This is a genomic window from Moraxella sp. CTOTU48841 (assembly GCF_032061225.1).
Taxonomy (GTDB): domain Bacteria; phylum Pseudomonadota; class Gammaproteobacteria; order Pseudomonadales; family Moraxellaceae; genus Faucicola; species Faucicola cinerea.
Genome location: NZ_DAMBFQ010000002.1, coordinates 271,062 through 293,778 on the forward strand (window position 1 = coordinate 271,062; position 22,717 = coordinate 293,778).

Annotated in this window: 22 protein-coding genes and 1 tRNA gene; 18 read left to right on the forward strand and 5 right to left on the reverse strand. The window is 43.8% G+C overall.

Annotated features, from left to right (window positions below; translation table 11 throughout):
• Positions 1-28: 28 nt before the first annotated feature.
• Positions 29-295: a transcriptional regulator gene (locus RT034_RS04060; protein ID WP_313013953.1), complete on the reverse strand. Its 267-nt coding sequence runs from the start codon at positions 293-295 to the stop codon at positions 29-31.
• A 139-nt stretch (positions 296-434) separates the two neighbouring features.
• On the opposite strand from RT034_RS04060, the gene RT034_RS04065 reads away from it, so the two are divergent.
• From RT034_RS04065 to RT034_RS04115, 11 genes are all read left to right on the forward strand, one after another.
• Positions 435-1,217: an XRE family transcriptional regulator gene (locus tag RT034_RS04065; protein ID WP_313013955.1), complete on the forward strand. Its 783-nt coding sequence runs from the start codon at positions 435-437 to the stop codon at positions 1,215-1,217.
• 7 nt (positions 1,218-1,224) lie between these two features.
• Positions 1,225-2,088 carry an exonuclease domain-containing protein gene (locus RT034_RS04070; RefSeq protein ID WP_313013957.1) on the forward strand — a complete coding sequence of 288 codons (864 nt, stop codon included), beginning with the start codon at positions 1,225-1,227 and terminating at the stop codon, positions 2,086-2,088.
• 92 nt (positions 2,089-2,180) lie between these two features.
• Entirely contained in the window at positions 2,181-2,546 is a 366-nt protein-coding gene (locus RT034_RS04075; protein ID WP_313013959.1) for a hypothetical protein, read from the forward strand.
• Between the two features lie 4 nt (positions 2,547-2,550).
• On the forward strand, positions 2,551-3,162 hold the full coding sequence (locus tag RT034_RS04080) for a hypothetical protein (RefSeq protein WP_313013961.1): 612 nt from the start codon (positions 2,551-2,553) through the stop codon (positions 3,160-3,162).
• Positions 3,155-3,505: a hypothetical protein gene (locus RT034_RS04085; protein ID WP_313013963.1), complete on the forward strand. Its 351-nt coding sequence runs from the start codon at positions 3,155-3,157 to the stop codon at positions 3,503-3,505. The genes RT034_RS04080 and RT034_RS04085 overlap by 8 nt, the downstream gene beginning before the upstream one ends.
• The gene (locus RT034_RS04090) at positions 3,505-4,017 is read left to right on the forward strand and encodes a hypothetical protein (RefSeq protein ID WP_313013966.1); all 513 of its coding nucleotides are present in this window, start codon (positions 3,505-3,507) and stop codon (positions 4,015-4,017) included. The genes RT034_RS04085 and RT034_RS04090 overlap by 1 nt, the downstream gene beginning before the upstream one ends.
• Complete coding sequence (locus tag RT034_RS04095; RefSeq protein WP_313013967.1) at positions 3,995-4,267, forward strand: hypothetical protein; 273 nt, start codon at positions 3,995-3,997, stop codon at positions 4,265-4,267. Before RT034_RS04090 ends, RT034_RS04095 begins: the two co-directional genes overlap by 23 nt.
• A complete protein-coding gene (locus RT034_RS04100) occupies positions 4,260-4,817 on the forward strand; it encodes a hypothetical protein (protein ID WP_313013969.1) in 558 nt (185 codons plus the stop codon). Before RT034_RS04095 ends, RT034_RS04100 begins: the two co-directional genes overlap by 8 nt.
• Complete coding sequence (locus RT034_RS04105; RefSeq protein WP_313013971.1) at positions 4,814-5,041, forward strand: hypothetical protein; 228 nt, start codon at positions 4,814-4,816, stop codon at positions 5,039-5,041. The genes RT034_RS04100 and RT034_RS04105 overlap by 4 nt, the downstream gene beginning before the upstream one ends.
• A complete protein-coding gene (locus tag RT034_RS04110) occupies positions 5,025-5,363 on the forward strand; it encodes a hypothetical protein (protein ID WP_313013973.1) in 339 nt (112 codons plus the stop codon). Before RT034_RS04105 ends, RT034_RS04110 begins: the two co-directional genes overlap by 17 nt.
• Positions 5,356-5,646, forward strand: a complete 291-nt coding sequence (locus RT034_RS04115; protein WP_313013976.1) for a hypothetical protein — start codon at positions 5,356-5,358, stop codon at positions 5,644-5,646. The genes RT034_RS04110 and RT034_RS04115 overlap by 8 nt, the downstream gene beginning before the upstream one ends.
• Before the next feature lie 22 nt (positions 5,647-5,668).
• On the opposite strand, the gene RT034_RS04120 is transcribed toward RT034_RS04115, so the two are convergent.
• The 3 genes from RT034_RS04120 to RT034_RS04130 form a co-directional block, all read right to left on the reverse strand.
• On the reverse strand, positions 5,669-5,884 hold the full coding sequence (locus tag RT034_RS04120; RefSeq protein ID WP_313013979.1) for a hypothetical protein: 216 nt from the start codon (positions 5,882-5,884) through the stop codon (positions 5,669-5,671).
• Positions 5,874-6,962 carry a tyrosine-type recombinase/integrase gene (locus tag RT034_RS04125; protein ID WP_313013981.1) on the reverse strand — a complete coding sequence of 363 codons (1,089 nt, stop codon included), beginning with the start codon at positions 6,960-6,962 and terminating at the stop codon, positions 5,874-5,876. Before RT034_RS04125 ends, RT034_RS04120 begins: the two co-directional genes overlap by 11 nt.
• A 104-nt stretch (positions 6,963-7,066) precedes the next feature.
• Positions 7,067-7,143, reverse strand: a tRNA-Val gene (locus RT034_RS04130).
• A 223-nt stretch (positions 7,144-7,366) separates the two neighbouring features.
• Here RT034_RS04130 and RT034_RS04135 point away from each other — a divergent pair.
• The 4 genes from RT034_RS04135 (at position 7,367) to RT034_RS04150 (ending at position 10,492) form a co-directional block, all read left to right on the forward strand.
• The gene (locus tag RT034_RS04135; RefSeq protein WP_007117114.1) at positions 7,367-7,642 is read left to right on the forward strand and encodes a PepSY domain-containing protein; all 276 of its coding nucleotides are present in this window, start codon (positions 7,367-7,369) and stop codon (positions 7,640-7,642) included.
• Positions 7,643-7,754: 112 nt separating this feature from the next.
• Positions 7,755-8,294, forward strand: coding sequence for a cytochrome b/b6 domain-containing protein (locus tag RT034_RS04140; protein ID WP_313013984.1), 540 nt, complete (start codon positions 7,755-7,757; stop codon positions 8,292-8,294).
• Between the two features lie 43 nt (positions 8,295-8,337).
• Positions 8,338-9,015: a response regulator gene (locus RT034_RS04145; RefSeq protein ID WP_313013986.1), complete on the forward strand. Its 678-nt coding sequence runs from the start codon at positions 8,338-8,340 to the stop codon at positions 9,013-9,015.
• 34 nt (positions 9,016-9,049) lie between these two features.
• Complete coding sequence (locus RT034_RS04150) at positions 9,050-10,492, forward strand: ATP-binding protein (RefSeq protein ID WP_313013989.1); 1,443 nt, start codon at positions 9,050-9,052, stop codon at positions 10,490-10,492.
• A gap of 92 nt (positions 10,493-10,584) precedes the next feature.
• Here the strand turns inward: RT034_RS04150 and ppk2 are convergent, their stop codons facing one another.
• On the reverse strand, positions 10,585-11,598 hold the full coding sequence (gene ppk2 / locus RT034_RS04155) for a polyphosphate kinase 2 (RefSeq protein WP_313013992.1): 1,014 nt from the start codon (positions 11,596-11,598) through the stop codon (positions 10,585-10,587).
• 269 nt (positions 11,599-11,867) lie between these two features.
• Between ppk2 and RT034_RS04160 the strand changes: the two genes are divergently transcribed.
• The 3 genes from RT034_RS04160 to RT034_RS04170 all read left to right on the forward strand — a co-directional run bounded on the left by RT034_RS04160 (position 11,868) and on the right by RT034_RS04170 (position 22,097).
• Positions 11,868-14,540 carry an autotransporter outer membrane beta-barrel domain-containing protein gene (locus RT034_RS04160; protein ID WP_313013995.1) on the forward strand — a complete coding sequence of 891 codons (2,673 nt, stop codon included), beginning with the start codon at positions 11,868-11,870 and terminating at the stop codon, positions 14,538-14,540.
• 17 nt (positions 14,541-14,557) lie between these two features.
• Positions 14,558-17,254 (forward strand): hypothetical protein, encoded by a 2,697-nt coding sequence (locus RT034_RS04165; RefSeq protein WP_313013998.1) that lies wholly within the window; start codon positions 14,558-14,560, stop codon positions 17,252-17,254.
• 85 nt (positions 17,255-17,339) lie between these two features.
• Positions 17,340-22,097: a beta strand repeat-containing protein gene (locus RT034_RS04170; protein ID WP_313014000.1), complete on the forward strand. Its 4,758-nt coding sequence runs from the start codon at positions 17,340-17,342 to the stop codon at positions 22,095-22,097.
• Positions 22,098-22,717: the final 620 nt, after the last annotated feature.

The following is a 22,717-nucleotide window of genomic DNA, read 5'->3' on the forward strand; positions in this document are numbered from 1 at the left end:
TCGTCGTGTGATTATTGCTGTTTTGTTGCTATGCTGATTGTGTTGATTGAGCATCACACTCGTTAGCGGGGGCTGGAAAAATGTCAGGACGCAATTCATAGCATGGCACCCCAGTTACTTCGCTGATTTTTACAACATACCTTGCTGAGGCTTTTTTATCGCGAGCAACCATGACATTGACATTTGATGAGGTGCGTGAAAGACCGATTTTTTCGGACAGTTCTGCGTTACCGCCTGCAATAGTTATGGCTTTTTTTAGAGCATCTAGCATTGATGACTCATGAGCATTTGACATTGTAATTACCTTTGTATTTAAAACTTAGGCATATAATTACATTTGTAATTGAATATGTCAATTACTTTTGAAACTGGTAAATTATTACATTTGTAATTATTATCGCGGAAAATTGACACTCAAAGTTACTGGAGTTCGCATGTACGCTGAATTAGACACATTAGGGAAACGGGTAAAATATTTTCGTGAGCAAAAAAAATTAAGCCAAGCCCAACTTGCTAATATGGTTTTGGCCAAAGATAAAAACACCGGTGAGCTGCGACCGATTGATCCGTCTGTGATTGGTAATATCGAAAATAGAGACAGTAAAAAAAGCCAACATACAGCAGGGCTTGCAAAGGCATTGGGTGTGAGCATGGAATGGCTTGCGACTGGCGAAGGCGAACCTGTACAGATGCCAGTGCGTGATGAGCCAAAAAAAGATGTTGTGTCTGAAGAATCAGCATTTGACTATGTTGTCATTGGTGGTAGCACGGATTACCCACTTGTTTTGGTTGATTACCTGGACAAAAAAGCAAGCTGTGGCGGCGGTTATGTCAATGGTGAATATGAAGAGAAAAAAGGACAAATAGCCTTTACGGTTGAATTTTTGCGTGAAAATAAATTACCAATTGACGGTGATGGCTTAGTGCTAATGCACGCATGTGGCGATAGTATGGGTTATACCATCCCAGATGAGACAATGATGCTGGTCAATCGCAAAGAGTGTCATTTTGAGAACATGATTAGCAAAGAAGTCTATACTTTCAACGCCGATGGTGAGATGATTTGTAAGCGCGCCTTTAAAAATTTGGACGGTTCAATCACGCTGGTATCAGACAATACGGATAAAACCCGTTATCCCGACCAAATTGTTGATAAGGACAAGTTTAATCATTTTGATATTTTTGGGCGTGTACGGTATACCTTTAACAAGATGTGAGGCAGTTATGGATTTTGTCGCATTGGATGTAGAGACGGCAAACTTTGACATTGGGTCAATTTGCCAGATTGGGATTGCGAAGTATCGACAAGGCAAACTCATTGATACGTTTGAGAGTTTGATAAATCCAAGATGTTCGTTTAGTCAAAAAAACATCGACATACACGGTATTACAGCCAGTACCGTCAAGGATGCACCCAACATATTTGATATCTATGGCAAAATCCTACAATTTGTAGGTGATGATGTAGTGGTAAGTCATACCAATTTTGACCAAAAAGCGATTATCACTTGTTTGACCAATGCCAACTTACCGTTACCCAACTGGCAATGGGCGGATAGTAGCGTGATGGTGCGCTCAGCAGTTGAGAAATGGGCAAATAGTGGTTATAGCCTTGCAAATGTATGCCAAGCCTGGGGTTATCAATTTGAGCACCATAACGCGCTAGAGGATGCCAAGGCATGTGGTTTTATCGTCAATACGATTTTGCGTGAAAAGCAGTCATCTATTCATGATTGGCTTGATAAGCCATTGACCAAAGCCGTAAAATCAATAAAGCCCTACCCTAATTCTGCTCGCTCAAAACAAGGCAATACTGATGGCCGTTTTTATGGCATGGCGATTTGCTTTACTGGTGAGCTGAGCATGAGCCGTGAGCAGATTGCCAATTTAGCAGCCAAACATGGCTTTGATGTTAAAGCAGGTGTCTCCAAAAAATTACATTATCTAGTAGTTGGTACACATGAAGTCAGCCTACTTGCAGGGCATGACAAGAGTAGCAAACACCGAAAAGCGGAGGATTTAATCGCCCAAGGCGTCGAAATACAAATAATTACAGAAAGAGATTTTATAAAAATAATTCAAATGTAATTAAATTAAGCCATATTAACTACAAAAGTAATTGACATTATAAATTACAAATGTAATTATATATCCATGCTCAACAACATGGATATATCGTTATGCTCACTATCACCACCGCTGATCCAAGCAACACCCAAACCAAGCTAAAAAGAATTATCGAAGTGCCGCGCTGTCCTGGCAAGTCTCGGCTTGCCAAAACCATTGTCAACATCCCAGGTAATACCCCGCTCGAAAAACTTAACGAAATCTACCAATCGCTGATTGATGATGATATCGACCTTTACAACCCACATCTTAATGTCCGTGACGCTTACATCAAACACGTCGAACAGCAAAACGCTGACCTCAAGACTCAAATCAACGACTTACAAGACCTATTAAGCCAGTCGGACCGCGTTATTCTTGCGCTAATCGCCTCACTACTCGTATTTGCGGTCATTGCTGTCGCAATGGTTTGGGGATAGTGACATGACTCAACAAACCTATACCCCTGACTGGTCAAAAGCCCCTACCGATGCCAACTGGCACGCGCGCGATAGCGACGGCTGTGGATTTTGGTACAACAAGCGCCCTGCGCCAAGCCGCGATTTTTGGGCAGCAGGTTGTAGCTTGACCATTGCTGATAACGATTGCCCTGTTTTAGACCAAGCCGCTGCGCTAGACAACTGGCGCGACACGCTCACAGTGCGACCTTTCCAAGACCGCGATATTCCACAAAATCTATCTGATTATTTTACCGGCAAAACGCCCTTTATCACTGCGTATGTTGATTTATTGCTTGCGCGGATGGCTCATACACAGTCTTTTTCAGATGACGATGACATTATCACGTTTTTTGAGCCGTTTGATGTCATTACATTTGATGACATCAATCAATCAAAATCATACGCCATAGTTTTAACTTCAACATTAACTCCAACCGGCAGGATAACCCTTAGTAATTACATGGTGTTTGAGGACAAAGTTAAATGGACTTTATATGCAAATGAGCAGTTTAAAAGTCGTGAATACAACTTTCGCACCATCACCGAACTTGAAGCCGTGGAATTTCGCAAAGCAATGGAGGCAGTATATGGCTAGTCAAAAAACCCCGTCACAGCTATTTCGCCAGCTCACCAAAAAGGCAAATTTGAGCAATCAAGTAAGCGCGGATGCGTTTATCCAAGCGCAGCAAATTTGGTCTGATTACGTCAACACAGTGACATCAAAGCGTAACGCTCAAGACGTCAAAGACGTGTTTGCCAAGCTAGTGATTGTCAACAACCAAATCCACTGGGGTTTATGCAAGATTGAGCCGACGCAATGGCATAGCTTTTGTACCCTCTTTTGTCTCATCAAAGACAGCGCAGACAATGGCACAATCCTTGAGCCATTGGACGATGACGCTGCCAATGATGATAGTAATGATGCGGAGGCTGCGTGATGGGACCTTTAATTGTTGCAGTCAATGGCGCGGCTGGCATTGGTGTCACATCAGCTTGTCAGCGTCTTTATCATGCGCTCAAGCACAAATACAAAATCAAAATCGTATCTTTGGCAATGTATCGTGACGTGTATAACTTTGAGCTTGCTTATTTGGCTAAAAAATACGATGCCTATGACATCGTCATCATGGACAGACACTCAAACGTCACCAGCGTCATCAATAAGCAGCTTAAAAATAGCTTGTTTACGGATGATAGCATTTGTCCAGATATCAGCTTTGTGTTGTGTTGTCACTATCAAACGTACCGTAAACGCGTTGGCAATACTAACAACAAAACTTTTGCGATTATCAACGGTTACTCAGATGCGGCGGCTGCCATATTTGGTACAGACAATCATCACCGGGTGAGCGTCGAAGGTGACTATGGTCACTTGTCGGCATGTGCTGACATGTTGCGCCTCATCAACAAAGTAATGGAGCATCGCTATGCAACTCACGCTGTCACTTAATCGCCGGACTCATTTATTTATTAGGGACGGTAAGTTATTTTTTAAGTTATATAAACAAAACAAGTTTAGTGATAAAAAAGACTTTGCTGTCCTAACCGATGTATCAATTGAGCAAGCTGAACAGATACACAAATGGCTGGGTGAAGTGATAGCGGAGTGCAAGCAACCGCCAACTGCAAGCAACGCCAAGTCAATCGATGAACGTATTGCTCAAATTAAGCAATTACTTGTGAGCGCTCGACATGACTAAACGCAAAATATCAAAGTCAACTGCTGCCGCCAAGCGCAAATCACGGTTAAAAACGCATAAAGCACAAGCCATTATGGATGTGTACGAAATGGCAGCAATGACACCAGAACAGCGTGAGTTTGAGGTGGAATTGCAGCGCGTCAGTCAGTACGTTAAGACCCATCATGCTCACCCCGGCGTACTTAACAAACGCGTTGGCTGCAAATACTGTGGCTGGGTAAAAATATCGGCTTGTGGACGTAAAGGCAATGAGTACATGCTCAACCGCATTAAAGCGATGCAGTTTTATGGTGATTGGTGCCCAAGCACGAAGCTTGATGAGATTATTCCGGATGAGTTTACCGATGACGGGGTCAAACGCTGCTATCACATTGACTCTTTTATGACAGATATCGTGGGTACTGAGTACGAGATCGATACGCAAAAAATTTATAACCCCAAGTCGATGACTGATTTGCAGCTACAAGTCGCTAGCTTGGTGCGTAGCATTGCTGAGCAAGACGGCTATTTGTTTGATTTTGATAAATCGTATGTCGAGATACGCGCATGAGGCGGCGATTGCGTCATCCCAACCACCGTATCACTGATAACGGGCACTATGTTTGCGGTTTTAAACGCAAGACGGATGGTTACTCTGGACGGGTAATTGAAGATGGTGAAGGCAATTGGTTGCCCGTACCAGGCTATGCAACTTGGGACAAGCAAGGTCAAGCGATTGACCACGAATTTGGCAATCTGGTAAGAAGGAAAAATAGTAATGACAGTCTTAGTTGATAAATTGGAAAAAGAGTTAGCTAGAAATTGCCGTCTCAACAATTGGGATTTAGGGTTTCAAGCGGCTATTGATATCGTTAAGCGGCATAGCGATTGGCAAAACCTATCAAGCGATACACAGCTACAAGATAATCAGACTTGTATACTAATAATGCAAAATAACTCCGATGAGTACCCTGTTATTTATGATGTTGGGCTTTATCGAAAAAATGAGAATAGTACGGCTTGGCTAAGTTTAACGAAACCTGAATCTTATATTGATGAATCAAAAATTCTAGCACTACATCTGATTGAGCCGCTAAGCGAGGTGCAAAATGTCTAATCGCTACACAATTGAAATTATCGCCGATGCCCCGCCAAGATTATGCCTTGGCGATGTGATTGCGGGTGGACAGATTGTCGGCATCAACTGCGCCAATGATGAGCCTGATATCGTAAGCGCAGCTTGGCTTGCCGATAAACTGACACTGAGCAAATCAACCATCGTCAATCGCTGCATCAATATCAATATCGGCACAAATGGCAAACATCTTTACAACCGTGAGCAAGCAGTTGCCCTGCTCACTACATCCGCACCCAAACGAGGCAGACGCCGCGCAAGTTAAAAAGACCCGCATTGAGCGGGTTTTATTTTATCTCTACATCATCAAAGCGCTCATAGCGTAGCGTATCAGCAAAGCCAAGATTAAACCCTTCGTTATATGACGCCATATAAGCTTTTATCGCATCATGGTTTGTATCAAGTACTTCTTTTAGTTTGTCATCAATAATGATTTGCTCAGTGTACTTGCCAAACGCAAAGCCATGCCCAAATGCTGTCTCTTTAATCTCATCAATCGTCATCACTGCCTCCATACATTGCATTATATAATTCGTCCGCAGTTGGATTGTAATATACGTTTAATAGCGTCTCAATCTTTTTATGACCTGTGATTTTTGCTACAAGCTCAACGGGCAATTTTTGCGTTTTAACAAATCGACTGATTGCCTCATGCCTGGTATCTCTAAACTGCAAATCTTTGATGCCGGCTTTAACACATGCACGGTCAAACGCGGTTTTAAATGACTCGACATTAACGACAAACAAATTATCTTTTTTATCATGCTTATTATAACTGGGTAAACAAGCAAGCAGCTCACGCATGATAGGTGATAAAGGCACGTCGCGCGGATCATCCGTCTTTGTCACGGGCAAATGCACATGATTTTTATGCACATCGCCCCACGTCATACCAAAAATCTCACCTCGTCGCATGGCTGACTCAATTGCCCAGATAAGACACCAACCAACATAATGTTTACCCAGCGTTGGCGTTTGCCTAACTTGATAATCACAGGCTATAAGTAGCGCATCAATCTCATCTTGAGTGATACGCCGATAGCGGTCTTTATTTTTACTTGGCTTATGTACGTCCAAGCATGGGTTTTTATCAATGATAAATAGATTTTTGACTGCATAACTAAAAACAGATGACAGATAACTAAAATCACGCAGTACAGTAGAGGGTGCCACTTTTTGCAGCCGCATATCACGGTACCTGGTCAAGTCTTGAGCGGTGATATCGACGACACGCATCGATGTAAGCCAGCTATAATCACGTGTTATCATGCGCTGGTAGTCGAGGTCCGTGCGCTTGCCCTTGGATTGACGACGCGCTGACTCATACTGTATCGTCATCAATTCGCCCAGCGTAAGCGGTGAGCGTGTGTCAGCCGTGGGCAGCTGACCAGCTTTGGCTTCGAGTAATTTTTTACTGGCCCAGGCGTGGCACTCTTTGATCGTATCGCGCGTGGCAGACATACGTTTGCCGTCAATCATGATCTCAATGCGGTAGGCATCACCGCGTTTGCGTGGCGTGGGTAGTTTCATTGGCAAAATATTGGCGTAATTATGGCGTAAATTAATACGCATTTTACGCATTTTTTGCCTAAAATGCACAAAATAAAACTAATTAAGCGTAACGATTTTTGACCCCAAAAACAAAGAAAAACCCCACAACCGCTATGGCTGTGGGGTTTCGTATTTGGTAGGCATAATCTGACTCGAACAGACGACCCCCACCATGTCAAGGTGGTGCTCTAACCAACTGAGCTATATGCCTAAAAGGGTCTAACAACCTACTTGCGTAAGTAGGAGTGCCATTTTACCAAAAAATTTTGCTTTTGCAAGTGGTTTTAATTTTTCGCTTCAATTTTTATTGCGCCATCTTCAGCTAAGTTTTCGTTAAGGTTACGTTGTTTTAATACACTCAGCCACTCGGATATACCTCAGTATCGACTTTATCCCGTGACCTGACAACTTTATCAAAAACTTAGGATGGCATTATGAAAAAATCATTAATCACCTCAGGCTTATTGGCACTCGCTATGTTATCAGCCAGCAGCGCATTTGCCGAAGCCAACTGCCAAGCACACCCAAAAAACGAACAAATCCCGCAAGCCGATTTTCAAAAAGCACTAGAAAAACATGGCTTTACTATCAAAAAATTCAAAACTGATGGCAACTGCTTTGAGATGTATGGCAAAAGCAAAGGTGGGAAAAAAGTCGAAATGTACTTTGATACCAAAGACGGCAAAATCGTTAAATCAGAAATCGACTAATGATAGGATAAGTAAACCGTCCAACCAACGCAATTTGAGGTAGGTTTGCCAATGTTATGCCTTGACACGGCTAACTTAGCCGTGTTGATATTTTAGACAATGGAAAATAGCAATGTTACCACAACCACAATCTGCACAAACCGTCAAAGTCTGGGATATTTGGGTGCGCATCACTCATTGGGCAGTCGCTGCGGGTATTTTTGCCAACCTTATCGTCACTGAAGGTGGTAGTGATGTGCATGAGTACATGGGCTATGCCGTCGTGGCATTGGTAGTTTCTCGTTTGATTTGGGGGTTGGTGGGTAGTCAATACGCCAGATTTAGTAATTTTTTCCCTACCCCAACCCACATTCGCGAGCATATAATCGACATCAAGCAGCATAAGTTTCAAGGCCATCTGGGTCACAATCCGTTGGGTGCGCTGATGATGTTTGCGCTGTGGGGCGTCATTATCGCGCTGGGTGTCACAGGCTATCTGCAAACCACCGACCAATTTTGGGGAGACGGTAGCATCCAAGCGATTCACGAATTTTTAGCCAATAGTCTTTGGGTGCTAGTCCCTTTACATGTGGCAGCCGCGATTATAATGGGAAGACTACAACAACAAAACTTGGTAAAATCGATGATAACGGGTGAAAAAACCGTTCAATAAATACCTTTGCTAAAAAATAAAATAAAACCCACGGAAGACCCTCATGACCCGAATTTTACTGATTGAAGATGATGCCACCATTGCCGATGGCATTGTCAAAGGCTTGAGCCAACAAAACATGATGGTGGATTGGTTTGCTGATGCCAAACTCGGTGAAATGGCAATTCATGAAGGGGTGTTTGATGCCGTGTTATTGGATTTGACCTTGCCGCGTGGCGATGGGATGACCATTTTAGCCAATTGGCGACAGCAAAAGATTGACACGCCTGTTTTGATTATTACGGCGCGCGATGCCATTGCCAACCGCGTGGCAGGTCTCAATGCTGGCGCAGACGATTATTTGGTCAAGCCGTTTGCTTTAGATGAAGTGGTTGCCCGTTTGCAGGCTTTGATTCGCCGTAGCCAAGGGCGCAGTCAAACTGAAATCCGCTATGGGGATGTCAGCTACTTGCCACAGCAGCAGCAAATTTTTTATCAAGGTAAATGGGTGGATTTGACTGCCAAAGAAATCACCGTTCTTGAACAGTTTATCAGCTATCCCAATTTGGTGCATAGCCGCGCCAGCCTTGAGGATAAGCTATACGGTTGGCAGCAAGATATCGAAAGCAACGCGATTGAAGTACATATTCATAACCTGCGAAAAAAACTCGGCAATGATTTTATCCTCACTCGGCGTGGTATTGGCTATTATCTTAATCCTGCATTGCAGCGTCCTGAATGATTCCCCCGATATCCCGCTTTAAGCTGTTACCATTATGACGCCTGCTACCCAAAAAGCTTATAGTATCCAAAGGCAGCTGCTCAACTCCCTGCTCATCGGATTACCGATTATTTGGCTATCGATCACCCTCATATCGGTATGGCGGCTTTCGCATGAAATCAACGAAATCAATGACACCCAAATCACCCAATTAGCCCGCTATCTGATTGGTATTTCTCAAGACGGTAAACTTCATCTCGCCAACCCTGCCAATGCGCCTAAAATTTTAAATCTTGAAAATGGCTTGCTATCAGGCGATTTAGGGGATGCCGAAGAAGATTACATGGGTTTTGCGATTTGGGATCAAAACGGTAAATTACTGATGGCTGATAAAGACGGTCAGCATTTTACTTTTTTGCCCAAACAACATGGGTTTTTGGAAAACACCAGTGCCTATCAAGAGCTCAATCCCTTTAGTCACTCGTGGCGCCTGTTTTATGCGCACGATGACGCAACCAACCATCTCATTGCCATCGGGCAAAACCTTAATTCACGTCAAGAGATTATCTATAAATCATTAACCATTCAACTCGTTCCCTCGCTGATTGGGGTGCTGCTATTGATTATGCTGACATGGCTGTCAGTGCGACGAGGGTTTGTTCCGCTCAAACGGATTAGTGACTTGTTGAGCACTCGCAGCCCTGAAGATAAAACCCCTTTATCGGTTGATACACCGTTGGAAATTCAACCCTTGCTAAACGCGCTCAATGGATTATTTGATAAAGTCGCGGATACCCTTGAGCGTGAAAAACGCTTTACCGCAGATGCCTCTCATGAATTGCGCAGCCCGCTCACCGCCATCAAGCTACAGACCGATGTGCTACAACAAACCATCTTGCAAGCCAATTTAACCGATAGCCAAACCGATGCTCTCCTGAGTCACTGCTTTCAAATCAGTCACAGTAATGAGCGCGCCAATCGACTGGTCGAACAGTTGCTGATTTTGGCAAAACTAGCACCGCAGCAAGGGCTCGACCCGCAGACCTTTGCACCGATTGATTGGATAGCCCTATCCAATGACATCCTCTCAGAAGTCAACCGCCGTGCCCGCGAAAAAAACAGCCAATTGCGCCGTGACGTGTTAGTGGATGCCAAAGCTATCTTGCCTTTGACAGGTAACGCCACTTTAATCGGCATTTTGCTGCGTAACCTATTGGACAATGCCATTCGCTATAGCCCTGACCATACCACGATTCGGTTAGTGTTAGATAGCGAGGTGATTACAGTTATTGACAATGGCAACGGGGTTGCACCTATCGACCTTGCTCGGCTGTCAGAGCGGTTTTTTCGTCCCGCAGGTCAAGCTGAGATTGGTAGTGGCTTGGGTCTGTCGATTGTGCGCCGTATCGCTGAGCTGCATGGTTTGCAAATTACCATGCAGAACCTAGAACACAATGGGCAGATTTGCGGTTTTCAAGTCAGTCTTTTCAAGCGCTGATTTGCCCACTGCTGAAGCTTAACTCACCAACAACAGCGGGCATTTAAAAAAGGCTACATAGCGTATCCTTTTTGTGGGAGTAAACTAAAAAATTAGTACACGTTAGGCACATACATATCTTCAGCGATAGGCTCACGTTGGTAATTGTCGTGATGCTCGCGTTCTGGCAATACCACATTATCCCGTTGTATTTCTTGGTAGGGAATTTGTGAGAGCAGATGGTTGATGCAGTTTAGCCGCGCTTTTTTCTTATCATCACCCTCAACCACCCACCAACGGGCTTCTGGAATATGGGTGCGTTCAAACATCACTTCCTTGGCTTTGGTATAATCTTCCCAGCGGCGACGCGATTCTAAATCCATCGGTGAGAGTTTCCACTGTTTGAGCGGGTCATAAATACGGCTCATAAAGCGTGACTCTTGCTCGTCATCTGAAATAGAAAACCAATATTTGATTAAGCGAATCCCTGAGCGCACCAACATACGCTCAAATTCTGGCACCGACTCAAAAAACTCTTCGTATTGCGCGTCAGTACAAAATCCCATCACTCGCTCAACCCCAGCACGGTTGTACCAACTGCGGTCAAATAGCACAATCTCGCCCGCGGCTGGCAGGTGTGCGACATAGCGCTGAAAATACCATTGGGTCTTCTCTCGGTCATTGGGTGCAGGCAGGGCGGCCACACGGCAGACACGCGGATTGAGCCGTTGGGTGATACGTTTGATGGCGCCACCTTTACCTGCTGAGTCGCGACCTTCAAAAATGACAACGATGCGCTCACCGGTTGCTACTACCCAATCTTGCAATTTGATCAATTCTTTTTGCAGACGAATCAATTCATTGAAATAAATATGGCGAGCGATTTTTTGGCTGTCGGTTAACGGCTGCCCGTCATACCGTAAATCTTGGATGTAGTCGTCCATTTCGGACTCAATCTCTTCATCATAGCTGTCAATCAAGTCATCATGCATTTGTTGGCGCAGTCTATCATTGTTTTTGAGGGTTTCATCATTTAAAAACTGTGATTGGGGTAAGTCATCAAGCATATCGGTGATATGATTGCTGATAGTGAGGTTGCTATTAGCAGTGGGCTGATTATTTGGCATAGTTAGACTCTCTAATGAGCATTAAAAATGCTGATAATATGACAAAATTATGAAGGTATGATGATAGGCATCAATGGTTTATAGACTGTTGGTTGGTAATTAATTACCACTTGACTGTCAAAATAGAGCAATTTATCGTAAAGATATATACTTTAGTTTACAAACTTAGTTTAATACATGGATTATCTGTTACATATCAATGATGGATTATTTTTGCGATAAAAATAGTCAATTTTTTTGACAAACATTGCTACAAGGTAAAATCACATATGCAGCGTTATTGCCCATCTACGCAAGATAAATTTTGTCGTGTGTTCAGTAAATATGTGCTGTTAATGGTGCTATTTACCACGCTCTCGTCAGCTTGGGCAGGACTGCCGTTGCCTGGTAGTCAGATTATCAATATTGCCAGCGGTGATTATATCGATGAGCAAGGCAATACCTTAGTCATTGATTCTAATCCAGTATCGTTAACGATTCAGGAAGTCCGCGCGCTGAGCTTTACCAATAATCAAAACCAAGTAGGACTCATTGGTGCTAAGTTAAACTTTCCCCACGTTCTTACTAATACCGGTAATGTGGCTGATAGCTACACGCTTAACCTGGTGCAAGCCTCGAATGATAACTTTGATTTAACTAATGCGGCTGTGTTTGCTGACCGTGACCAGAATGGTATTCCCGATGATAACATTAACTTACTAAACACCGGTTCTACTTTATCTTTAGATGCTGGCGAATCAATATCGATTGTTGTTGCTGGTACGATACCCACGACAGCTAGCAAGACCAATCAAGCAAACTTTACTTTAACAGCAACGAGTAAAACCTTAAGTAGCGTCACCCAAAGCGTCAATGACATCGCACAAATCATTGACGATGCGGTAATTTTAGTGACTAAATCACAAAGTGTAAGCAGTGGCAATAGTATTCAAGATGTGACATACACATTAAGCTACACCAATAATGGCAGTGCGCCGGGTAAGCTTATTGTGACAGATATTTTAGATTCGGGCTTACAGTATGTAGCTAGCAGCGCTCGCTGGAGCAATGGTAGTGGTACTTTAACCGAGACTGATGATAACGAAAGCTCTGCCAATACGGGTATCAAATACAAGGTCGTCGGTAATCAAATACAGTTTGAATTGGCCAACATTCCCGCTTTAACTACAGGCGCCGTCAGTTTTAAAGCAACAGTGAATGATGTCAAGCTGGCAACCATTGCAAATACTGCAGATTATAGTCAATATGCGGTCAATGGTACTACAGCCATCAGAACCACTAAGACTAATACAGTTATTTATCGCAATCAGTATACTTATGGCGTCATTGCAAATGTCACGTCAACCGGTAGTAGTGATAATGGCATCCCCAATCAAGCACCCGACAATTTAACTACTAAACCCGCTATCAACGCTGGACAAGAGTTGTTGTTTGATGATTATATTTGGAACACTGGCAGCACGACGGACAGCTTTAATTTAACGGTTAGCTCAGCAGGATTGCCCGCATGTGCGAGTGTAAAGCTATATGCCAGTGATGGCCGCACACCGCTAGTTGATAGCAATAATGATGGGATTGTCGATACTGGCATCTTGGCAGCTGGGGCTAGTCGCGCTATTAAGTTAGGTATCAGCACCACTGCCAACTGTAGCGCCAGTCAAGCTATTTATGCCGATTTAACAGCGACTTCGGTCACTGACACCACAAAATTCAATGCCGTTCGTAATGAAATTAGCGCTATAATCATTGGTACTACTGATTTATACAATAACAATAGCGATAAATCAGGATATGGCGTAGGCAACATTGATAATAATGGCGCGGCATTACTTAGTAAAGTTCTTCAGCAAGGCAAGGCCGTCTTTCCGTTAATCGTTAATAATAGCGCGCCTATCGCTAATAACTACACCTTGTATGCATCCAATCAAGCTATTAATTTGAACAACCCAGTTAATGGCTTACCCGATGGGTGGCAAGTTGATTTTTATGAAGGCGATGCCAGCTGTACCACGTTAGGCAAGCAGATTACGCAAACAGGCAGTGTAGCAGCAGGGACAAGCAAGACTTACTGCGCCGTGGTACAAGCTAGCAGTACCATTACCAACACTAGCTTACCGATTTGGTTTGCGGTCAAATCCGCCATTAATGGACAAGGCGATGTTATAAAAAATCAAGTAAACGTCGAACCCTATCGTGGCTTTACCCTGCAAAATGACCAACAAGGACAAGTAGATGTCGCAGGCACCGTGGTATATTTACACAGCCTAAAAAACATCGGCAGCCTGACCGAAGGCACAAGCATGGGTCAAGTGCTATTAAAGGTGACGCCGATGAATAACCAAGATAATTTTAACTATACCTTATACTATGATGCTAATAATAACGGTTTGTTAGATAGCACAGACCCTATTGCCAGTGATTTAGCAACCATCACTAACAATGCAGGTCTTGCCTCTAATCAAACCATTCAGTTATTACTTAAAGTGCAAGCGCCACCCACTGCCAAGCAAGGTATGACCAGTCAAGTGACCCTCGTGGTTGAACCAGTCGGTACGTTACAAGGCTTGAGTGCCACTTCAGTGCAAAATACCGATGTCACTACCGTGGGTATCAACCAGCTGCGCTTGGTAAAATCGCAAGCCAGCACACCTTGTGGTATCAGTGATTTAACCACGTTAAATTATAGCGTATCAGCCGTACAGGTTAAACCAAACCAGTGTGTAGCCTATCGCTTAACGGTCAACAATGACAGCGCAACTCAAGCTAAAAGCGTGACGATCGCTGACAGTGCTCCGGCATTTACCACATTAAAAACCTCACCAGCACCAAGCGTGACACAGGGCACGGTCACAGTAAGTCAAAGTAGCATCAAAGCAGATGTTGGCACACTCGATGCCAGTCAGAAAGCGGATTTATATTTTTTAATTTTAGTGAACCCCTAACCTAATAGGACAATACTATGACTGATTTTCGTCACAAGCTTTCCTCTTTTGTCCAACCAAGTGGGGGGACAGCTTGCCGTAAATGGCTAAAATTAGCTGGTTTGACAGTGGCTATTTTGTGGACTCATCAAGCCAGCGCGGGTGTGCTGGCCGGAGACATTATTAGTAATATGGCAGTTGGGGAGTATAAGGAAGAAGGCTCAAACGTTGTCCAAACCAGCCGCTCTAATCTGGTACAAACCACGATTTTACCTGTCTATGCGGCGACTTTAGTGGCTAGTCGCAGTCAAAATGCCCAGACCAGCCAAACCATTCAATTTCCCCATGTCCTCACCAATACTGGTAATATCACAGATACCTATAATCTATCAACCCAAAACCTCACTGATGATGGCTTTGACCTAAATAATATTAAAATCTATGCCGATGCCAACCAAGACGGCGTAGCTGATAATATCAATAATTTAAGCAGCATCACCCTGGCACCCGGTCAATCTACAGGCCTTATCGTTGAAGCCCAAGTTCCCGTAACAGGCACGACAGGAGTGGTACTAGGCAACAGTGCTCAATTACGCATAGTCGCTAACTCGGCCAACAATAATACCCTATCACTTAATAACACTGACACTGTGACTTTGTCCAATAGCGCCAATGTTATAGTTACCAAATCGTTTTTTGTCCAAAATGATACTACCTACGTGCGCTTTGATTACGCCAATCAAAGCTCCATCGATAGTGGTCAAGTGATACTCACAGACACCTTACCTGCCAGTCTGTCTTATCTGTCGGGCAAAGAAACTTGGCTCGGTACCGCGCTTAATCCTGCGTCTGGTAGTAATGACCCCAGCGGTATTGATTATTATCTTGATACAGATGGCCGCACTGTCAAGGCTACTTTAACCAGTATCCCTGCCAGCGGTACAGGCAATATCCAATTTGCTGTCAATGTTGTACAGACCACGGCTGGTGCTATTTTCAATACTGTCAATGTCAGCTACGATCATGATAATAATACTAGCACCGCTAATATTTCCACTACTTCCAACACTGCTAGTTGGAATATTGCGCCAATTTATCGGGTGGTGCTCAATGCCAATGCCAGCAATACCAATAACAGCGGCAGCGATGATCAGGTTACAGCCGCGAGTATCACCGCGGGTGATGAGGTAAGCTTTACCAACTATGTTTGGAATACAGGTAACACGGAAGATCGCTTTAACCTGACTATCAATAGCGACAACTTCCCTACCCTGCATCAAGTCGAGTTCTACCGTGCCGATGGTGTGACACCGCTGCTCGATAGCAATGGCGATGGTATTCCTGATACAGGCAATTTGCCTGCTGGAGGCATGTTGCCTATTGTGGTTAAGGTTCGTTTGCCAACCACCAATGAGGGAGCCACCGGCACCGTTTATACAGTGGTGCCAAAAGCCCAGTCATTGGGGGATAGCACCCAGTCAGACACCGTTACTAATAACACTAGCATTGCTGCTACCAATATCTCAGTGGATCTTACCAATGGCCCAGAGACTAGCAACAATGGTACAGGCAATGGCGCAACGACCAACAATGGTAATGCTTGGAAAACACTAACCGGTAAGTCAAATGGTCAAGTGGTTTTCCCTCTAACCGTCAAACATACGGGCGCTGCTACTGCTTATCAGTTCGCTGCTGATGGCGATGGTGATTTTAGCAAGCTCGAGTTACCTACTGGCATCGCTAGTGTACGCTATTTTGACAGCACAGCAGCTGACTGTAGCACACTGGGCAATGAAATTGGCCAAACTCGGCTACTTAAAAACGGTGAAAGCCAAGCTTATTGTGCAGTGGTCAAACTAAAAAATGACACGGCTACACTGACCAATGTACCTATCTATTTCAAAGTCAGTTCAGCAACTTATCAAGATACCAATACGGCTGGCTTTGATACCTTAAAAAACGCGATTAATATCAATACGTTAAATGCAGTCGGTACGGTAAGTTTTGATCCAGATTTGCGAGGACAAATCACCCCTGGGGGTACCATTGTCTACACCCATACGCTGTATAACTACACCAAAACTGCTTTAACAGGGAGTTATCAATTAGTAACTCAGCATGACCAACCCGGTTTTACTAGCACCTATTATCTCGATAGTAATGCCAATGGTCAGTTTGATAGCACAGACACTTTGCTTGACCCAACCAATATTAGCGGTAGTTTATTCCCTGCCAATAGTCAGGTACGTATATTTGCCAAGGTACAAAGCCCGGTCAATGCACCAGTTGGTATGGTCGATACCGCCAGCATACAGTTTAAAACCAGCACAGGCACCGTACTAGATACTGCCACTGACATTACACGCGTCACCACCACTCAACTACGTTTGTATAAATTTCAAGCCAAAGATGATGACTGCAATGGTCAAGCTGACAGTAGCTATACCACCAGTGGCTTAACCATCGGTCGAAACACGAATGGCACGGGGCAATGCGTACTGTATCGTGTCACGGTTAAAAACGAAGGCGCATCAGCGATCGGACAATTTAACTTCCACGATGCAACACCTGCAGCAACCGTCATGGAATTTGCGCCAACTTGTGCTAGCTGTACTAGTGGCAGCATTGTTGCTCCTGCTAAAGGGGCATCCGGTACACTAAGTGGTCAGCTGCCCAGCGTTGCACCAAATACCAGTTACAACTTTGAATTTGGGGTGCGTTATGTGGGTAAATGATAGGAATAAAATTATGATGATAACTATAGAAAACAAATACCCTACTATCTTGCATAATATAATCACCTTAATGAGTTTAGTTTTTATGCTCATCTTAAGTGGCTTTGCGTATGCTGCACCCCCATCACTGGAAATGTTCAGTGGCAGTGCTACCAGTAGCAGCAGTCCAACTGTTGCTGCGCAGACCTCAACCGTACGCCTTAATGCCAATAACCCTACTGACGATGACAATACAGCGTTTTCACCGTCGATTACTGCGACCGTAGCCTTTAGTAATCAACAATATACCAATGTTACAGGCGGCGCACCAAACGGCAATGCCATGATGTTTGGTGCCAATAGCGGGAGTGGAGATACTATTACAGGATATTCTTCATGGGCACCGCTCAATGCATTCGGCAATACAAGTAGCAGTGTATTTACTGCCACGGCAACCACGCCCACGGGACGCGGTATAAGCGCCACCAATAACTATGGGACTCAGGTATTTATCGCAACTCAAGGACTACAAGCTGCCGATAAATCCATCAACGGACGGCATTTGATGGGTACTATGACGATTAACTACAGCAGTCCAATCATCAATCCAGTCATTCATCTTTCTGCTTTAGGTGGCACTTCTCCTAGTGGATTGGGGTTTTCAACCGAATTTGATTTAACCACACCAGGATATACTTTAAGCCAACTCTCTGGTAGTGGTGAGTTGACGGTCAAATCCAACCAAATCTTAAATAACGCTAGCACGATATCTGGTACCACCGGTTCGGGCGCTGCCAGTGGTAGTATACAGGTTAAAGGCGGACCAGTAACTACGCTTACCTTTGATGTTTATCTGCGGGGCGATGGTAAAGGAGGCGGATGTTCGTTTTTAGTTTTCTTTTGTAGTAATAGCTATTGGGATAATAATAGCTCTCAGTCAGGTGATGCTTTTATCATATCGCCATTATCAACCGATGCAGCTACCGATTTGAGCATTACTAAAACTCAACGAGTCGGCACCAGCGGCACATTTGGTACCACCAAAGTTACAGTACCATTAAACAGTGTGGTGCAATATCAACTAACTATTAATAATAATGGCAGTTATGTCAACGGCGCACCCTTTACTGACGTGTTACCCACAGGATTAAGTAACCCAACGGTTTCCAGTAGCACTTGTGCAAGTGCAACCTTTAGTGGTAATACGTTAAAAGGTACCTTTACTGGTGCATCAGGTGCAAGTTGTGTCGTGACCATTCAAGCTACTGCCACAGCCAATGCCGATGTTACCAACACTGCGACTGTATCCCCACCCAGTGGGATGACGGATTTAGTCACTAATAATAACAGTGCATCGGTTGAGACAAGTCTCGGTAGCGGCTCACCGGCAACAGACGTACGGATTAGTAAAACTGATGGATTTGACCAGGTTGCGTCAGGCGCAACCATTACTTATACCTTACGGGTGCGTAATGACGGTCCCAACACTGTAGGGGGTGCAATCATTAGAGACCCGGCAGCAACCGGACTGTCTAAAGTAGGTGCGCCGACCTGTACTGAAACCAGCGGTAATAGTTGTGTCAGCGGCTCGGTTCCGACCAATGCCCAGCTAGAAGCCGGCCACGCGTTGCCGAGCATTCCTGGCAATGGCGGTTTTTATGAAATAATTGTAACAGCAAATGTGATAGCTAGCGGTGGTTCGATAACCAACAGTGCATCAGTTGCTGTTGGCAATAACTATGTCAACAGCGGTGCCAGTTGTACTAGCAATAACGGCTATACTCGTAGCTTTGCCAACAATATCTGTACCTCTACCGATACCGATACGGTACTGCCCTCAACTGCGATGAATTTCGATTCAAATATTAATGAGGCAGTTTTAGCCATTAATCCAGATATACCGACCATTTGGCGCGGCGCAGGTGGGCAGCAGACCATTACGATTACCAATAAAGGACCAAATAACGCAAACAATACGTTTGCTACCTATACCGAGCAGCCGATTTCAGGAGTGACCATTACCAGCGTAACATTATCCGATGCCAATGGTACAGCGTGTAACGTGACCCAAACTTCGCCAAAAACTTGGAAGTGCCCATTAGGTTATCTTGCCAATGGCAGTAGTGCCAAATTTTTGGTGAACTATAGTACTACCTCTACTGCAAATTTGGGTGATTTACAAGTTAAAGGCGTGGTACGAGCCGGTAGTGATGAACTCAATCCCGGCAGTGGTGTGGGTGAAAGTGCCTATCGTATCTGGGGTGCAGAGGGTCAAAACACCACTAATCCACCACAGTACAGCGCGTTTATGGTCGGATTTAACCGAAGCACCGATACACAGGTCGGTAGCAGTAATAATCAAACTTATGGGCCTGGCTCTAGTGAAGGTTCAGCAATGACCTTAGCATGGCCAGCCAACCAAGCCAGTCCTACCGGCGGTTATCTTAAAACGTCGCTCAAAGGCAGTGGTAACTCGACTTATTTTGCTAGTCAGACCAATGCACCGGCGACCTTTCAGCAGTTGATTACCAATTTGAAACCGATTTCTGCCAGCCTACCCAGTTCATTTGATAGCTTTGCCGATAATCGCCGTGCTTGGGAACTTAGAACTGGTATTTTAGTACCAGCAGGTACCACAACCACAACAGTCAATGCTTGTATAGGAACCAGCAGTTTCTTCTTGGATGACAGTGCTTATATCATGCTCAATGGGCAGGTATTGTCACCTACTCGTGATACTTACGACAGGAGCGTGTATAACGTTCCACTGACATTGCAGCCCGGCTACAACGTCATCAGTTATCGTATTGCCAACCGTAATGGTGCAACTGCTGATGCATATGAAGACAGTGCCGGCGGTTTTAGTACCATTGGGCTTACTGTTGCCGGTAACTGTGACCCAACATCACTTCAAGCTGAAGCAAATAAAGGTGAGAACGCTCGCGTCAATATTATTGATGCAGCAGCGTTGGTCATCACCAAAACCAATTATACCGATTCGGTCAATGCAATCGGTCAAACCACTTATACTTTAACTGTGGAAAATCAAGGACCCAGTGATGTCACAGGCGCTATACTAAAAGACCCAGTGGCTACTAATATGACCAAAGGCACACCTGTTTGTAGCACCATTGATGGCAATCAATGTACTACTTCCCCCACTGCCGCCCAACTTGAAGGTGCCGGTGTTACTTTGCCAAGGCTAACCAGTGGGCAAAAATACATTCTTACTGTACCAGTCACCTTAAATGCACTTACCGTCAGCTCAGTGACAAATAATGCCAGTGTGAAGACGCCAACCAGTGTTACGGCATTGGGTACTGCCTGTGTGAGTGATACATCAAGCAATATTACTCGTAGCTTTGATGCCGCATCACAAACGTGTACTACATCAGATACGGATAAAGTACGACCACGGGTTCAAATCGCTAAAACCTCGATTGGCAATGTCGGTACATTTAACTTTAATGTGACTAATGCCTCAACAAGTTCTGATAGCGTAACAACAACGACAGCTGGCACGGCTGTTACCAGTAACGTTATCCATCATGTGGAAACCATCAGCAATAGCTTGGTTATCAATGAGTTGACCACCACGGGTTTTACGCTTTCAAGTGCCAGTTGTATAGACAATAATGCCAGTATCTCTGGTAATACTACCAATCCCATTGGCAGTCTTTCTGCTGCAACCTTGACCATTGACCCTACTTATTTAAAACCTGGGGCAAATTTTATTTGTAGTTTTACCAATTCACTTCAACAAATTACCGTTAGCGGTCGTGTATTTGAAGACAATAGTGGCACCACAGCTGTCAATAATAATGCCTACAATGGTGTACAAGATGCCGGTGAAACGGGAATAGCAGGTAGTAAAGTTCAATTAAAGGATAGCGCAGGTGCAGTTATTGCCGAAGTTGTGACCGATGCCACAGGTGATTATACGTTTAATGTATCCTCAGAAAAATTGACCAGTAAGTTTACTATTGTAGCCACAAATGCCGCAGGCTATACCTCAGTCAGTGGCACTTCGGGCTCAGGTGGCAGCTACAATTTATCAACTGACACTATCACATTAAGTAAAACCAACAATTTTAATTACCTCAATAACAATTTTGGCGATGCTAAGTTGGCATTGGTGATAACACCGAATAACCAACAAACCACTATCGCTGGCGGCGTGGTTGATTATCCACATAAAATTAGTAGCCTTGCAGTCATTACTATGAATTCGGTGAATAGTATCGCTGGCCAGCAGCCTGCCAATAGTGCTGACCAACCCTGGCAATCTGTTATATATCTAGACAGTAACTGCAATGGTAAAGTCGACGTGGGTGAAACCACATTAACAGGTACAAGCACCCTTAACCCGGTTCAGTCGATTTGTGTGGTTCACCGTGTCAACGTACCCATTAATGCCAGCGCGGGTGCACAACAAATCGTAAGCTTGCAAGCTAATGGCACTGCAACCTCAGGTAATAAACCTGTAACTAGCAACACTGTGACAGATACCACGCTGGTAGGTAGTGCAGGCTTAGATATGAAAAAAGGCGTGCGTGTTGTGTCGAGTTGTCCATCAACTGTTAACGATACCAATGCTTTTGTCACTGCCAACCAAGCCCGCAATGGTAACTTTTTAGAATATGAAATTACTTATCGCAATAACAGCACTAAAAATTTGGTTGATGTCATGATAAAAGATAGCGTACCAACGGGTATGGTATTTAAAAGTCAAACTTGTAACACAACGCCAACAGGAATAACCTGTACCCCTACGCAACTAGATAATTCACTCAAATGGTCAATGGCTGGTAAGTTACCACCTGCGACTAGTGGTACTGTTAGATATTGTGTGGCAATACCTTAAAAATAGGTTTCAAGGCTTATAAGTTTGTTAAAGTATTGACTATAGTTATCAAATATTATTAATAAAATCACGGAAGGCATCTTTAGAAAGGTGCCTTTTCATATTTGCAAGCTTTAACAATATGTAATGAATCAGAGATTTTGGATAAACATAGTAAGAGTATATGCGCGGCTCTATGCTGTAAGAACCAATATGAATATAAGCTGTTCAGATTTTTACATTTAAAAAAAACAATAACATCAAAATAAATCTTGACTTTTTAATTTTTTCATGAAAACAAATTAAATTATTGTATTTTTTATGTGTGTTATTTGATTTTTTTGTCCATCACCATTCATCCGCATAAACGGTATTTCACTGGGGCAAAATAGTTAAAAAGATGAGCTTATTTAAATAAAAATTTACCGCTTATTCGATAAAACATTCATTTAATCATGTTTTCTAAGGTTAATTCTTGTTACTGTGGATTTAGCATTAGTCATCATTTATGATACTGGCATATGAATAGGTCAACATTATTTTGTTAGGTAATAACTGGGCAAGCTAAGTCTGAAATGACCACAACTTATGATTACTGCCCATAGCTATCTTCCATTATCTAAAAAATACTATATCGATAT